The following is a 14,994-nucleotide window of genomic DNA, read 5'->3' on the forward strand; positions in this document are numbered from 1 at the left end:
TTGATGAAAATCGCTCTCCACAAGACCGAAGCAGGTCTATTCACCATCATGATGCGACTTCTACAATAGATAGTTTCCACTTGTTTTGGGAGGAGATCCAAGGCTTACGTCAGATCTTGTCGGTAGAACCCGCCGGGGCGGACCTTTGATCGCCTCGCGCCTTGTTTCCTCCGCTCTGCTTCCCTATGCTTCTCCAGTGAAATAGGGGCGCTTCATGGCGAATATTATCACTGTGAACGGAACCAGCTTTGGACTGGACGAGGCTGCCGGCCGGTCTGCCGTGATCGGCGGTCCGGATCTGGAATCCTTTGCGATCGAACAACTGGTGATTGCCCAGATGGCAACAGCCCACGGTTTCGAGGTGAATGATGACGAGATCAGCGAAACCTTTCGTGAACTGCGGTATATCCGCAGGCTTGAGTCCGGTGAAGCGTTGAAGCAGTGGATGACCGACAATAGCCTCGACAGTGCGACTGTGTGGGCCGCTTGCGAGCAGATGATCCTCAGGCGTAAATTACGGGACAGCATTTCCGACGCCGAGATCACCGGTGTCTACGCAGAAGAGCGTCCCAGCTACGACCGAGCCGAGATCTACCGGATTTGCGTCGAAGATCAGGATGCCGCAAATGAATTGCGTGCCTTGGTCGAGGAAGAAGACGAGAGCTTCAGCCTGCTCGCCATCGAACATTCGACCGATGCGGCAACCGCTCGCATGGGCGGATATGCGGGTGAAGTAAGTCGAGATGACGTCGCCGGGGAGCTTGAGGCCGCAATTTTCGCGGCAGAACCGGGCGATCTTGTCGGGCCGCTCAAGACGGCCGAGGGGTGGCAGGTCGTCCTCGTTCATGCCCTGCGAGCTATCCCGCTTGAGGACGTCGCCAGCACCATCCGCGAGACGCTGTTTGAGAAAATGACCGCCCCGGCAATGCGCAACGCTATGATCGAGAAGTCCCGCTCCTGACCCGTTTCCTTACTCAAACTCCCCGGGCATCCATTCATGCCCGGAGGTCTTTTTGGCAGTCACGAAAGCTTCAGAGCGAAGTTATTCTCGTTTACCTTGTCAAAGACGGGCCACGAGTGATTGAAATACTCGGCTTTGACGGCTTTGACGGCACACTTGACGCGGTTGGCGTGCCTGCAGAAGCTAGTTTAGGCTTTTTTCCCCTGATGCTGCCCCCCGTGACCTCGTCCGCCTCCTGATCGTTGACATCACGCGCACGGGGTTCCAGATCTCCCATTTCAAGTTTACTGTTTTTGTCGGCCATATCCAAATTCCTCCACTTCAATTAAGTCGCTCGCTGTCTTAGCACATAGAACTGTCGATGACGATATAAGGTTCTGGACCCGGAATGTTGGAAAAACCGGTTCAGCGATGGGCGTGAAGGCGTTTATATAGTCCGCCTGCGGCGATCAGTTCTTCATGTCCGCCCTGCTCGACGATAAGGCCTCGATTTAGAACCACAATCCGATCCGCGCGTATTACGGTTGAATGACGATGGGCAGCCATGAGCAGGGTTCGGCCAGCGAACCGCTCGGCGATCGCTTTCATGACGCGGTCTTCGCTGGCGGTATCCAGTGCCGAGGTGGCCTCGTCCATGATCAAGATTGCGGGGTTCTGCAGGAAGACCCTGGCTATGGCGATTCGCTGACGTTGGCCACCGGAGATATTGCCGCCTCGTTCGGCAAGCGGCGCATCCATTCCACCGGGCATAACGGAGATGAAGTCGGCGGCGTCGGCAAGCCTGGCGGCTTCTTCGATCTCGTCGAGACCGGCGCCGGGGCACGCGAATGCGATATTGTCGCGCACGCTGCCAGCAAAAATCATCGGTGTTTGCGGCACGCAGCCGATATGACGGCGCAGACTGGTCAAGGACACATCACGCATGTCGAAACCGTCGATGAGGATGCGGCCGCTGGTCTGCCGGTACATGCCGAAAAGCAGCCTCAAGACCGTCGATTTGCCGCAACCTGAACGGCCGACAAGCGCCACAGTCTCACCAGCCCGTATGTCGAGGTTGAGGTTCTGTAGGACATTGGCACGGTCGTCCGGATGATAGCGAAAGGCGACGCGACGAAGGCTGACATGTCCCATCGGCCTCGGCATCTGAAGCGTTCGGGATCCGTCGTCAGCCACCTGGAGTTCGGAGTTCTTGCCGAGAATGTCATCGAGACGCTCCAGGGCGTTCAACATTTCCTGGGTTTCGTCCCATGCCCCGACAAGGCCGTGAAGCGGTTCGTGGAGCGCAGCCGAGAACATCGTGAAGGCCACCAGTACGCCGATCGACATCGCGCCATCGAAAACGAGATTGGCGCCCAGAAACAGGATGGCCACGCCGGTGATTTGTCCAATCGCGCCGATCAGGACGCTTGAGCCTTGCGCATAGCCGGCAATACGGATGGCGGTGTTCGACCTCGCCGCATAGAGATCGTCGAATGCTCCGCGCACGAACGGCGAGGACCCTGTTGCCTTGACTGTCTCTATGCCTTTCAGCGTGTCCAGGATGTGACTTTCCAGCGCGGCACTCTTTTCGAAAGCCTCTCCGAAGGCATGCCGCAAGCGCGGAGAGATGACCCGCACGACAAAGATGTTCAATACAGCAAAGGAGGTGGCAACTGCCGCGAGCATCGGGCTGAACCACACCATGATCGCAATGTAGAGCGCGACCGATATGACATTGACGACGATTTGTGTCGCCTCGGCTGTAAAATAATTCGAGACCTTTTCATGCTCTTCCATACGGCTTGTAATGTCTCCGGCCTTGCGCGCCTGGAAGAAGTTGATCGGCAGCCGCACAAGTCGGTGAAAGACGGCCTGGACCAGCGACAGGTCCGCTTGCGTGACAACAAAATATGCGATCTCCTGTCGCACCCAGGACAGAAGAAGCTGCATGATGGCGGCGCCGCTGACACCCGCAATACCGGCAATCAGCCAGCGCGATTGTCCCTGCATGATGACGTTGTCCAACAGGAACTTGGTGAACAGCGGCACGGCAATCGTCAGCATCTCGACCGCCAGCGCAGCCAGTAGAACTTCTCCGATGCGGCTGGTGAGAGGTGCGAAATGCGGTATGATGGTCGACAGTGCCGGCTTGTCGTTCTTCAGATCGGCAAATTCTGCGCCCGGTGTCAGAAACAGGCAGAAGCCGGAAAAATCGCGTTCGAACGCGGCCCGGTCCAGATGAACGACGCCCAGCGCGGGATCTGCGATAGTGACCTTCCTGCGGCCGACCCGGTAAACGACAATCCAGTGATAGCCCTTCCAGTTCACGATAGCTGGCAATGGCTCGCTGGCAAGCTCAGCCGCAGGGCATTCCATCGGTCGCGCGGTAAACCCAAGCTCGGTGGCCGCACGCTTGAGATTGGCCAGGCTTGCTCCCTCTCGCCCCACGCGGACATGTTCGCGCATGCGGTTCAAGCCAAGTCGCCGTCCCCAGTAGGCTGCAATCGTCGCCAGACATGCTGCGCCACAGTCCATCTCCGAATGCTGAAGAACAGCAGGAAATCCAAAGCGCAACATCGGACGCCGCATCGCCGGGGCCACTGTCTTCTCCTGGGGTGTAGTCATGCACCCCCCCTCGGACGTTTCTCGACCGGCTCGGACGAAAAAGCTTGCTGGCCGCGATCAAGCAGGAGATCGAAGAGACTGCGGCGCTCCGTAACGATTTCCACTGTCGCATCCAGTCCCGCGGCGATACGCTCGGACCGTCCTCCGACCGGGATCGTCGGGCGTTCCAGCAACAACAGGACGGCGAAGCTGCCTTGGTCAGGTTCGGGAAATATGGATGAGACCCGGGCTGGCACTGTCCCGAATCTGTAGAATGGAAAGGCATCGAGCTTGACTATGGCGCGCTGGCCGGGCCGGATACGGCCCGCGTCCCGATTGGGAATGCTGGCGCGCAGGATGTTCCTGCCACCCATTGGTACGATGCTCGCCAGTTGCTCGCCTTCAATCACATGCTGACCCGGAGACGCGTATTTCAGCCCGTTCACCATTCCGGTCGCGGACGCGCGGATCTCCAATCCCGATTGTGCCTCAAGCGACAGCCGCAACTGATCCGTAGCCTTGGCAATTTCAAGCTCCAGGTCGCGCAGCTTCTCCTTGCGCTCACTCAGTGCGACTGCAGCGGCAAGCTTCTTGCTCTCAAGTTCGCGCCGCGCTTCGGCGAGTGCATCGTCACGTGATTTGGTTTCGCGTTCAGTCGCAAGCTGCTTGGTGACAATCGCCAATCGGTCCTGGGCAGTGTCGAGCGCAAGTGAGTCCAGCCGCTCCAGTTGCTGATTGTATGCGGTCTCCACGGCGAAGACCGCATCGCGAGCCTGAATCAGCCGGCTTCGATTGGCGAAGCCGCGATCGATCAGGACATCGATCGATTTAAGCTGCTCTTTGCGGGCGGCCAGCGTGACCTGCAAGCTCTTGAGTTCCGCGCGCATTCGGGTGCGGTTCTCATCCCGGATCGCGATGGTCTTCTCAATTGCAGCGATCTGCGCCTCGGCCTGGCCGCGTATGCGATCGAAGTCTGGTCCGACAAGGCGTTCGTGTCGCGCCACCTGGCGAGCTGACATGAGCACCGCCATCACCTTGTCGACAGCATCACCAAAGATGTTGAAGTCGGTGTCCGCGGCATCAAGCATGTCAAAATCAGAGACGAGCCTGGCAAGAGCAGCAATTTCGCCTCGCCTGCGCTCTGCTTCGCGCGTTCTCACCGTAAGGCTGCTCTCTTGCGCCTGCAGGTCGGCAGCGCCGCGAGCGCCCGCCAGTCGAATGACCAAGGCGCCTTTTTCCACGCTCTGACCGAGCGTCACAGCGATCTCGGCTATGGTGCCGGTGAAACGCGTCTGAACCGGAATGATCTTATTCTCCGGGACGACTTGTCCTCTCGTTGACACGATGACGTCCAGTTCTCCGAACCACAGCATGGCGATCCCGACTGCCACTGCGATCGCGCCGATATAGATTGCCGAACGCTCCAGGAGCGGCGACGCCGCCGTGATCACTTCCGATTCGTCCTCGGCACTGCGCCGTGTCTCCGAATAGCGCCGCAACGCATCCTGCCGGCCGTCGTCCATCGGGTCATCATCTGCCATCATACTGATCCACTTGCGTCGATATTTGCCAAGCTGCCGACATTCACCAGCGCCGCATAAATTCCGTCCCGTGCCAGCAGGGATTCATGCGTGCCGGTCTCAGCTACGCGGCCATCTTCCAGCACCACGATCAGATCGGCGTTGCGGATCGTCGAAAGGCGATGCGCGACCGCAAACACTGTGCGTCCTGCCATTGCTGCATCCAGGCTGCGCTGAACCGCCTGTTCAGCCTCGCGGTCGAGGGCCGACGTGGCTTCGTCGAGAATCAGAAGTCGGGGATCGCGCGCGATTGCTCGCGCGATGACCACGCGTTGTGCCTGACCGCCACTCAACACCTTCCCGCCCTCTCCGATGCGGGTATCGTACCCCATCGGCAGGCGCTCGATGAAATCGGCAGCACCCGACAATCGAGCCGCGCGCACAATGGCCTCGAGACGCAAATCCGGCGCCGCCTTGGCGATATTCTCGCGCAGGGTTCCGGCGAAGATGTGCGGTACCTGCTCGACCACGCCGATCTGCTGGCGAAGCGAAACCGGCTCAAGCTCCGTCGTATCAAGGCCGTCGATCAACACCCGGCCGCTGGTCGGATCGAGCAATCGGTTAATCAGCCGCACCAGTGTCGACTTGCCCGATCCGCTGCCGCCGACCACGGCAACCTTGGTTCCCGGCGGGATGTCGAGATTGATCTTGTCAAGAACCTTGCGCTTGCCATCCTCGACGTAGCTGAAGGAAACCTGCTCGAAACAAACACGGCCATTTATCGGCGGACAAGGCACCGTCCCGGTGCTGCGCTCACGGGGCAGGTCGAGCAATTCGCTGACCCGGCTCGCCGAAATCCGCAGCTCCTGCACCTCGTCGTAGACACCGGCGATGCCTTGTAGCGGGGCGGTGATTCCAGCCAGCAAACCCGCAATAGCCACCAGTTCCCCAGCAGATAGTGATCCGGAAAGCACCCACCGGCTTCCCAGGGCGAGCACGACGATGGTCGCTGCAAGATTCAGTGCCTCGGTCACGATTTCGACGCGAAAGGCCAAACGCGCTCCCGCTATTGTGACCGCATTGGCATACCTGAGCTGTCGAAACCCCTTGCGCGTGATCGCATCTTCCTGAGAACCGTACTTGATCGCCTCGATGCCGTTGAAGACCTCGATGAACAAATCCTGCAGGTTCTTGCGGGCTTCGAATGCCTTTTGTTCGTTGGCCCGCAGCCGTGGCGACGCGTAACGCAGCACCAGCGCCGTAACAATGGAAAAGCCAAGCGTCACCAAGGTGAGAGGCACATTCATTGACAACAGAACAGCGCCAAATACCAGAATCGACATCACATCCAGAACCGCCACGCTGGCGATCTTTGTTGTCAGGTCGAGTATTTTCTCGTTTTCTTCGAAACGAACGGAGAGATCGGCGGTTCGCCACTTCGCAAATTGCTGCATCGGTACATCCAAAACATGTGCGAACAGCCGTGTCATCAATACACCGTTTATCGCACTGGCGATCCGGAGTGTCAGCAAAGAGCGCGCGGCGCTTGCGGCCATCGACATGAACGCCGCAAAAAGGATCACCAGCAGCATGAGCATGAGGAGCGAACGATCATGAAAAATCAGCACGCGGTCGATGATTACGCCGGTCGCCAGCGGCATCAGCACGCCAATGATGAGTCCAATCACTGTCAAAACCAGCACTTGCACAATGGCTTGGATATGAGGCCGTACAATCGGCGAGAGACGCTTCAGCAGGTTGGTCTTCGCGCCAGAATCACCCAGCTCCGGCACCGCGGCAAGCGACAACGCGCGGCCCGTCCACCAGCTATTTAACGCTTCACGCCGTATCTGTTTGGTGGTTCCTGTTACAGGATCGGCATAGGTCAACTGTTTGAGGTTAAGGCCGATTGCAAGTTTCAGCCGGCCGTCCGGTCCTGCAAACACGAAGGGCAGCAGTCCCGACGTCAGCCGTTCGGGCCGCAAACGCAAAAGTCGACCCAAAAGACCAAGCCTGTCAGCCTTTGAAGCCAGTGTTTCAAGCGTGTCCGCGCTGTTGATGCGATGCTGCTCTTCGGCAAGCTGATTGGATTGATCTGTGTGGTCGATGAATGCCACAGCGGTTGCCAGGCACGCGACGCCGTCGTAATGCCGCGAGCCGGCCAGCCATTGCACTGCGCCCTTCCCACGCCTCCTGGTCTCTATCCGGGAAACGCCGTTTTCAACATCGGCAGCAACAGGGGGGGCTTCCAATGCATCGGTGCTTTGTGCGGCCAGGAGTGCGTTGAGGCGCAGTGATTCAAGACGCGCCGCGTCTTCGAGTGATGCTGCCAAAGCCGCGTTGCCGGCCATCATTTCCAACAGGGTCGTCGCCGGCCAGCGCAGCAGAATTGCTTCTGTCTCCGCAACCAGATGGACAGGCCGCGCCGCAGGGTCGAACAGCCGCCGCAATCCGTGAATGTCGCCGGAGCGCCATGCACCGACCGGCACCGGGGCTACCGGTTCTGATCCGTTCTCCTTTCCGATGGGGTCGGGCAGAGCTTCGACATGCAACACCCCCTCACGCACGACCCAGACGGCATTGTCGCTGATACCTGGTTCCAACAGGGGCTCGCCGGCCTCGATCCGAACTGTCTCCGCGATTGCCAAGAGGCCATCGATGGCTTTGCCATCCAATGGTGCGAGCGGCAGGAGTGAACGTATGAAGTTGCTCGTTTCATAGCGCGCGATGGCTTCCGCCATCGCTTCACCTATCGCCTGTGCGTCGGTCACGAGGTTCAAGAAATTCCGGGGCGATAATTGCTGAACAATCACCGCGCCCGTAGCGCGCAAAGTGGCAATTACTGGCGACGCGTACAGGAGCGAACGCTCGCCGAAGATTGCACCTGGTTCGAGAGTCGCCAGCGTTACGGGGTGATCCGGGTCGTGTTCGTCAATGACGCGCACCCGTCCGCGCAACAGGATGAAGAGCCCTTGTCCGGGTTCGTCCTGGCGCAGGATGATCGATCCCAACGGGTAATTCAAACGCTGCGTGCGTGCCAAAAGGGCAGCTAACTGTCCTTCGGCAAGGCTTTCGAATATCGGATTTGCCGCCAGTACAGAGGCAGGCTCAAGGGCTTTGTCTGTCGAACCTTTCCGCCGCCGGCCTCGTTTGCCAAGCCGCCGGTCGAGTGGTGGCGTCGCCGCGTCCGTCCGGTCTGTGGTTTCCTGATCGACGGCCTTTATCCTCGTATCGACGAGCCATCCGCAAACCCGAAAGCGGCTTGCGGTATCCCCTCCGACAACAGCTAAGGCCAGCCTAAGCGTAAATGCCCAGTAACGTAAAGGCCGTTAGTCGATTTCAATGGCAATCGCACGGATTCGAACGCAACCACTTAAGTCATTTCGAATCCATTGACCACCTCGTGTCTGGTAGGAAGTTTTTTGGGGAGGTTGACATCTACCCGATGAACGCTCAAGCATCGTCGAATATTTGTTGCAGGCGGTATGTCCCGCATTGATTGAGTAACCAACCTGAGGGGTCTTGGTCAATACGTGAGAACCAACATTTGTCATAGATTTGGAGCACTGAATGTGGCTGCTATTTGTAGCGGATTGTCGCGCCCGATCCTGTTAATCACTTTCGTCGCGATGAATGCGGCAACTTCGCCGGCTGCAGCAACCGACACGGCCCTTCAAAACGTTCCTCCACGCAGTTTCAATGCGACCGTAAAAGCCTCCGAGGCGCAGCGCAGCCGTCTGCTTGAGGCGATGCTCTCTGATCCGACGGACCTCGACACAGCATTTGAATACGCGACGCTTTCCTCGCGCGCGGGCGAAGTTGAAGCCGCGATCTCCACGCTGGAACGGCTGCTGATGTTTGCGCCGGATGTGGCCCGCCTCAGATATGAGCTGGGTGTATTGTATTTCCGTCTGGGATCCTATTTCGTCGCCGAGCAATATTTCTCCGATGCGCTCAGTCGGGCCGATCTGCCGGATCGGCTCCGGGTCGAGGCCTTGCGGTATTCGGCGAATATTGACAAGGAGACTGCACCCAGCGTGTTTAACGGCAGCATCGCGTTCGGCACCCGTTTTCAGTCAAACGCGAATGGCGGCGCGTCAAACCCCATATCTGCATTTCTGGGGAACTATCTTCTTCCTCGGGATGCTCGCTCCAACGCGGACGTCAACGCGTATCTGTCAGGCCAATTTCACTATTCCCGCGAACTGCCGTCGCAGGGCGACCGGCTCGAGGCTGATCTTGCTTTTTACGGCACTGTCCATGCAGAGCAGAGCCAGCTTAACACCGGTATCGCCGAGCTGACCTTTGGTCCGGATTTCGACCTGGGGCGCGTCGGCCTTTCTGGCGCCGGAATTGGCCTTTACGGCGTACTTGGTGGCGTCGTGCTCGACGGCAATTGGTATGGCTCGACAGTCGGCGCAGGTGTCAGACTGCATCAAGGCTTCACCGCCACGACGCGCGGCGAGTTGAGTGTTGAATATCGCCGTCAGGTCTACCGCAACTCCGCAACGAGACTGGCTTCGACGGACCGCAATGGCCATCGGATCGGTGCCCAGGCAAAACTATCGCAGGACCTCACCGATCGCCTGACCGTCTACGGCATTGCCAATGCCGTACATCTCGACGCCCGCAAACCTTATCAGAGTTTTCTGGAAATCGGTGGGGTGCTCGGCATAACCTATCGTTTTGACTCGCCGTTTGCCGGACAGGAGGAACCCTGGACGCTCGATGTGGCTGCCGGAACAACCAAGCGTGTTTTCGATGTCCGAGACCCGCTATTCACTGTCACGACACCAGCTGAGAAGGTAACCGAGTCATTCATACGGGGTTCCCTGGCTGTTCCGCTCGACGAAAAATGGACCGTGGAGGTCTCGACCGGCTACAGCAAGTTGCAATCCAACTACGACTTCCATTCCCATGATAATATCGACGCATCGCTCGGTTTCAGGAGGGTGTTCTAGAATGAGCCACCGCTTCCAACAGTCTCGCAGCTTCTTCATCGCTGTTCTCGCGTCACTGTCTCTCGCCGGACCCGCAATTGCCCAATCCGTTGGTGTCACCTCGGCTGTCGATCCGGCCGCAAACGGCACTCCGCCTGGTTCGTCCATGCGCACGATCATTGTCGGCAACGACATCGCCCACAACGAGCAAGTCAATACCGACGCGAGGGGGCTGGTCCAGATTTTGCTCCTGGACGGCTCCACGTTCACCGTCGGTCCGCAGTCCAGCCTGAAAATTGATTCCTTTGTCTATGATCCCGACGCCGGTTCGGCCGATCTGGCCGCCACGTTGGGAAAGGGCGTTTTCCGCTTCATCGGTGGCAGGGCCTCCAAGACGCGCGATGGCGTATCACTGAAAACCCCGGTCGGAGTCGTCGGTATACGCGGCGGCATCGCCGACATGAGTTTCGGCCGCGCCGACGGCCTTCCAACGCACATAGATCTCGTCTTCGGCCGGTCGATCACACTGAGCCGCAACGGCAGGCGGATTGCCCACTTGTACAAGCCGGGACATTCCATCGTGGTCGATGTCAACGGCAGTGTGCATATCCGCAAGACTCCCCCCGCATTCTCCGCTTCCATTCAAGCTCAACTGTCCCCGGACGGAAAAGGCAATGGCGGTGCGAAACAAAAGCCGACCTCGTCAATGATCGTATCGAGCGGATTTGCGGAAACCAATTCGGAACCTCCGCTGTCCCTGAACAAGCCGCTCGCCGCACGCCGGGCCGGGCCGCAGCGCGACACCGCACAAGAAACCAATAATGACAGACAGCGCAGTGTACTCTTCAGCACGGCAATTCCACTATTGCCGTAGGCTCGCAATTGACGCGATATAGATAGCGACCGTTCGAAATTCGGCGCTGCCGCACTGGGATTCCGACAAGACGCGGGAAGATCCGCTCGATTGACCAAGCGGGATGCGAGATGTGGATGCAAACTACACAAGCCGGTACATCATGACAGACAAACACCCCCAAAGTCAGTTGTGTCTGCCGGTTGCTCTGCTCCGGCCGCACCATGATTAGTGTAAAGCCAAGCAGCCGCGAAGACCGCAGCAAGCGACTTGTGCTGTGGGCTCTCGGCCCGTTCGTCGTCGCCCTTTTCATTGCGGCAACCGTGTTGATGTCAGCGCTCTTTGGTCATTTCAGCAATCTTTCCTTCGACTTCTATCAACGTCTCAAGCCACGCCTCGAAGCCGGCGCACCGGTTCTGGTGATCGACATAGACGGTCCATCGCTGCGCGAGATTGGTCAATGGCCATGGCCGCGCACGACCATCGCCACGCTGGTTGATCGGCTGGGTGAGATGGGAGCCGCCGCGATCGCCTTCGACATGGTTTTCCCCGAGCCCGACCGTACCTCGCCCGCGCGCGTTATCGAGTCCCTTCGCAGTCAGGGCATCGACATTGCTGTGGGACCCGGACGGTATGATGGAGACAACGACGCTCAGCTTGCCGAGGTGTTCGCGCGCAATCCTGTCGTTGCAGGTATCGTGATCTCCAACGAGAACGACACCGAGCTGTCTCCGCCGAAGGCCGGCTTGGCGTTCGGAGGAGAGGATCCTACGGCGTATCTTCAAGACTTTACCGGCGGTGTTGACAACCTGCCGGAACTGGCTGGGGCCGCAGCCGGAATCGGTTTCTTCTCATTTCCTCCGGGCCTGGACGGTATCGTTCGCTCGCTTCCTCTCGTCACCCGCAAAGCGGATGCTTTCTATCCAGCGCTTTCCGTCGAGGCGCTGCGGGTTGCTCAGGGAGCTGGGTCTCTCGTCGTCAGAAGCACGGGTGCGAGTGGTGAAGCCGATTTCGGGCGTCCGGCCATGACTGCCATCAAGGTGGGCGCTTTTGAAGTTCCTGTCGGCGCCAATGGTGATTTGCGGATCTATTACGCGCGACTGGAGAAGTTGCGCACCATAGCGGCTGCTGATCTCCTCGAGGACGGCGCGGTGAGCCGGTTCCGTGATGCGGTCGCGGGCCATATTGTGCTGATAGGTACCAGTGCCGTTGGCCTGCGCGATCTGGTGGCGACCCCAGTCGAGGCGTCAACCCCTGGTGTGGAAGTGCACGCCCAGATCGTGGACCAGATCATGGGAAAGACCTTCCTGTCACGCCCGGATTGGGCGCGCGGTGCCGAGATCGCGTTGGCCATTGGGCTGGCCATCATTCTGATCGTCGTCGAGCAGCGCGCCGGTGCTGTGTCGAGCGCTGCTGCGGCTGTCGCATTGATGACGGTGGCAGCGGCTGTCTCTTGGTCTGCCTTCAGCAACTGGCAGCTTCTCATTGATCCAGTGCTGCCCGTAGTGGCGGTCGGCGTTTTATTTGCTACCACAATGCCGGCACTCTTGCTGCTCACCAGCCGGGAAAAACATCAGATCCGACAGGCATTCGGGCAGTATCTTTCGCCCAGTCTCGTTCAGCGGTTGGCGGACAATCCCGACGAGTTGAAGCTGGGCGGGGAACTGCGCGATCTGACCGTGCTTTTTTCGGATATCCGTGGTTTTACCAGCCTGTCAGAGCGGATGGATGCGGATGCTCTTACCCGCCTGCTCAATGATTTCCTGACCCCGACCACCGATACCCTGCTGCGTGCCGAGGCCACCATTGACAAGTATATCGGCGATGCGGTGATGGCGTTCTGGAACGCACCGCTGGACATAGCCGATCATCGCAGGAAGGCCTGTCTCGCTGCACTTGCCATGTTAGATGTTCTGGCGGCGCTCAACCATGAGAAAAATATGGAGCTTGAGGTCGGTATCGGACTCCATTCAGGAGAGTGTTGCGTCGGAAACCTCGGCTCGGCACAGCGCTTCAGCTATTCGGCGCTCGGTGACAACGTCAACCTCGCCTCCCGCATCGAGGGGCTGACTAAGCAGTACAAGACAGCAATTCTGGTTAGCGAGGACACCCGATCCGGCGCGGATGATCTCGCATTTCTGGAAGCGGACCGGGTACGGGTGGTCGGTCGTGCAAAGCCGGTTGTGCTCCATGTCTTGGCCGGCGATGCCCAGTTTGCGAGGACACCGCTCTTCGGGCAACTGCATGAAGCGCACGCGCGTATGTTGTCGGCCTATCGCCAGGTCGAAATCGAAAATGCGCGGTCATGGCTGGCAAAGGCCCGTGCTGTTGCACCTGCGCAGATGGAGGGCTTCTATTCCGTATACGAGCACCGCCTGAATGAGATGCAGGGGATGCATCCCGGGGCTGCCTGGGACGGCGTCTACGAGGCCAAGTACAAATGACGCCCTCGCCATTTTTCCGACGCGGCGGCCATCAGCTTTCGGGCAGGAAGGATAGAGCTCCGTGATTCCACCGCTTCTTACACTTTTGGGGCTTCTCGAGATCAAGCACTTTCTGTTCGATTTCGAGTTTCAGAAACCCTATCACCTCAGGAACAAGGGTACTTACGGCCACCCCGGCGGCCTGCTGCATGCCGGCCTCCATGCCGGAGGAACAGCAGTGATCCTGATCGGATTCGGAATCCAGCCGGTTTTGCTCTTTGCGATTGTATTGGGTGAATTCCTTGTCCATTATCATCTCGATTGGGGCAAGGACCAAATCGGGCGGCTTGCGGCGCGGTCGGATGATGCATTCTTCTGGCGCTTGGTCGGTTTCGACCAACTGCTGCACCATCTAACCTACATCGCGATAATTGTAATCTTGAGCCATTCCAGTTCTTGAGGCTGCGACGGCTGCTTTTCCTGGGGGACACCAAATGACACTCGTTGATGTGGTTGGTTATTTAGGCATGGTTCTGGCGATCATAGCCAGTTCGTTGTCGACAATGATACCGCTGCGGATGTTCGGCCTGGCGGCCAATTTTGCCTTCCTGATCTATGGCGTTCTGACTATGAGTTTTCCGATCATAATCCAGAGCTCTGTTCTCATGCCGCTCCATGGCTACAGGCTCTACCAGATGATCATGCTTATCCGGCGCTCCGAGCAAGCCTCCAAGAGCGATCTTTCGATGGATTGGCTGCGCCCTTTTGGCAAGACCATGCGTTGCGCCAAGGGTGATATCGTCTTCAACGCAGGCGACGAGGCAAACGAGATGTATTACATCGAGAGCGGGCGGTTCCAGCTCACCTCCGGCGTTGAACTCGGACCCAATGAGTTGGTTGGTGAGATAGGCCTGCTTGCGCCGGGCGAAAAACGCACTCAGGGCATGGCCTGCGCCGAAGACGGCGCACTGTTGAAAGTTTCCTATCGTGACCTCAAGCAGCTTTATTTCCAGAATCCGGAGTTCGGATTCTATCTGCTTCGGCTCGTGGGCAGGCGACTGCTCGAAAACGTAGATCAAGCCACGGGCGCAAAATAAATCGGTTCGCGTCGAACCGGTTTTAAAAGTCTAACCGGGGAACGGTTGCGTTTCCATGGCCAGTGATGCACTCTTTCTATCTTACCTCGTACTTGTGCGGGGCCAAATAGATCACCTAATTCAAGGGGGGAGAGTTATGGGGCTCTTTGACTATGCCGTGTCAGACCAGCTCCATACCGGCGCGGCAGATGGGGCACATGGCTACGTGTTCCTGGAAAACCTCTCTCCTTCCGACTGGAAAAAAATACTCGTGCATGCCGAAACCAAGCGTTTCGCAGCAGGTCAGGTGTTGATCCGAAACGGAGACGTGGACGATTCCTTTTACATCCTCTCGGAGGGAACGGTTGAAGTAATCCTTCCGGGCAAGGACGCGGCCTTTACCACAATCATAGAGGGCGCTGTATTCGGCGAAATGGCATTCTTCGACTGCCTGCCGCGCAGCGCCACCATTCGCGCCAAAACGGCAGGCACCGCCATCCGGCTTTCGCGCGACGGCTATACGCGGCTGAGTGGGTGGGAGCCCGCGCTCGCACGAACAATTGTGCTGGATCTTGGCAAGGTGCTCGCGCTCAGGCTGCGGGCGACCAATGCGCGTTTCCTCGTTTGAGCGGCGGGAA

The 14,994-nt window shown here is 58.5% G+C and carries 10 protein-coding genes; 6 read left to right on the top strand and 4 right to left on the bottom strand.

Annotation, left to right across the window (positions count from 1 at the left end; genetic code table 11):
• The first annotated feature begins 214 nt into the window (after positions 1 to 214).
• Positions 215 to 961, top strand: a complete 747-nt coding sequence (locus tag WNZ14_RS09090) for a peptidylprolyl isomerase (RefSeq protein ID WP_342868241.1) — start codon at positions 215 to 217, stop codon at positions 959 to 961.
• Positions 962 to 1,366: 405 nt separating this feature from the next.
• Here WNZ14_RS09090 and WNZ14_RS09095 read toward each other — a convergent pair whose 3' ends face one another.
• From WNZ14_RS09095 to WNZ14_RS09105, 3 genes are read right to left on the bottom strand one after another with little or no spacing between them, the layout of a single operon-like run.
• Positions 1,367 to 3,565, bottom strand: coding sequence for a peptidase domain-containing ABC transporter (locus WNZ14_RS09095; protein ID WP_342868242.1), 2,199 nt, complete (start codon positions 3,563 to 3,565; stop codon positions 1,367 to 1,369).
• On the bottom strand, positions 3,562 to 5,085 hold the full coding sequence (locus tag WNZ14_RS09100) for an HlyD family efflux transporter periplasmic adaptor subunit (protein WP_342868243.1): 1,524 nt from the start codon (positions 5,083 to 5,085) through the stop codon (positions 3,562 to 3,564). The genes WNZ14_RS09095 and WNZ14_RS09100 overlap by 4 nt, the downstream gene beginning before the upstream one ends.
• Positions 5,085 to 8,105, bottom strand: a complete 3,021-nt coding sequence (locus tag WNZ14_RS09105; protein ID WP_342868244.1) for an ATP-binding cassette domain-containing protein — start codon at positions 8,103 to 8,105, stop codon at positions 5,085 to 5,087. Before WNZ14_RS09105 ends, WNZ14_RS09100 begins: the two co-directional genes overlap by 1 nt.
• Before the next feature lie 531 nt (positions 8,106 to 8,636).
• Here WNZ14_RS09105 and WNZ14_RS09110 point away from each other — a divergent pair.
• The 3 genes from WNZ14_RS09110 to WNZ14_RS09120 all read left to right on the top strand — a co-directional run bounded on the left by WNZ14_RS09110 (position 8,637) and on the right by WNZ14_RS09120 (position 13,301).
• Positions 8,637 to 10,025, top strand: a complete 1,389-nt coding sequence (locus WNZ14_RS09110) for a tetratricopeptide repeat protein (RefSeq protein WP_342868245.1) — start codon at positions 8,637 to 8,639, stop codon at positions 10,023 to 10,025.
• A 1-nt stretch (position 10,026) separates the two neighbouring features.
• The gene (locus WNZ14_RS09115; protein WP_342868246.1) at positions 10,027 to 10,878 is read left to right on the top strand and encodes a FecR domain-containing protein; all 852 of its coding nucleotides are present in this window, start codon (positions 10,027 to 10,029) and stop codon (positions 10,876 to 10,878) included.
• A gap of 203 nt (positions 10,879 to 11,081) precedes the next feature.
• Positions 11,082 to 13,301: an adenylate/guanylate cyclase domain-containing protein gene (locus tag WNZ14_RS09120; RefSeq protein ID WP_342868247.1), complete on the top strand. Its 2,220-nt coding sequence runs from the start codon at positions 11,082 to 11,084 to the stop codon at positions 13,299 to 13,301.
• A 31-nt stretch (positions 13,302 to 13,332) separates the two neighbouring features.
• Here the strand turns inward: WNZ14_RS09120 and WNZ14_RS09125 are convergent, their stop codons facing one another.
• On the bottom strand, positions 13,333 to 13,689 hold the full coding sequence (locus tag WNZ14_RS09125; protein ID WP_342868248.1) for a hypothetical protein: 357 nt from the start codon (positions 13,687 to 13,689) through the stop codon (positions 13,333 to 13,335).
• An 85-nt stretch (positions 13,690 to 13,774) separates the two neighbouring features.
• On the opposite strand from WNZ14_RS09125, the gene WNZ14_RS09130 reads away from it, so the two are divergent.
• Entirely contained in the window at positions 13,775 to 14,377 is a 603-nt protein-coding gene (locus WNZ14_RS09130) for a cyclic nucleotide-binding domain-containing protein (protein WP_342868249.1), read from the top strand.
• 136 nt (positions 14,378 to 14,513) lie between these two features.
• Positions 14,514 to 14,984, top strand: coding sequence for a cyclic nucleotide-binding domain-containing protein (locus WNZ14_RS09135; protein ID WP_342868250.1), 471 nt, complete (start codon positions 14,514 to 14,516; stop codon positions 14,982 to 14,984).
• The last annotated feature ends 10 nt before the right edge of the window (positions 14,985 to 14,994 follow it).

Source organism: Hoeflea sp. AS60, from assembly GCF_038900115.1.
Lineage (GTDB): Bacteria > Pseudomonadota > Alphaproteobacteria > Rhizobiales > Rhizobiaceae > Hoeflea.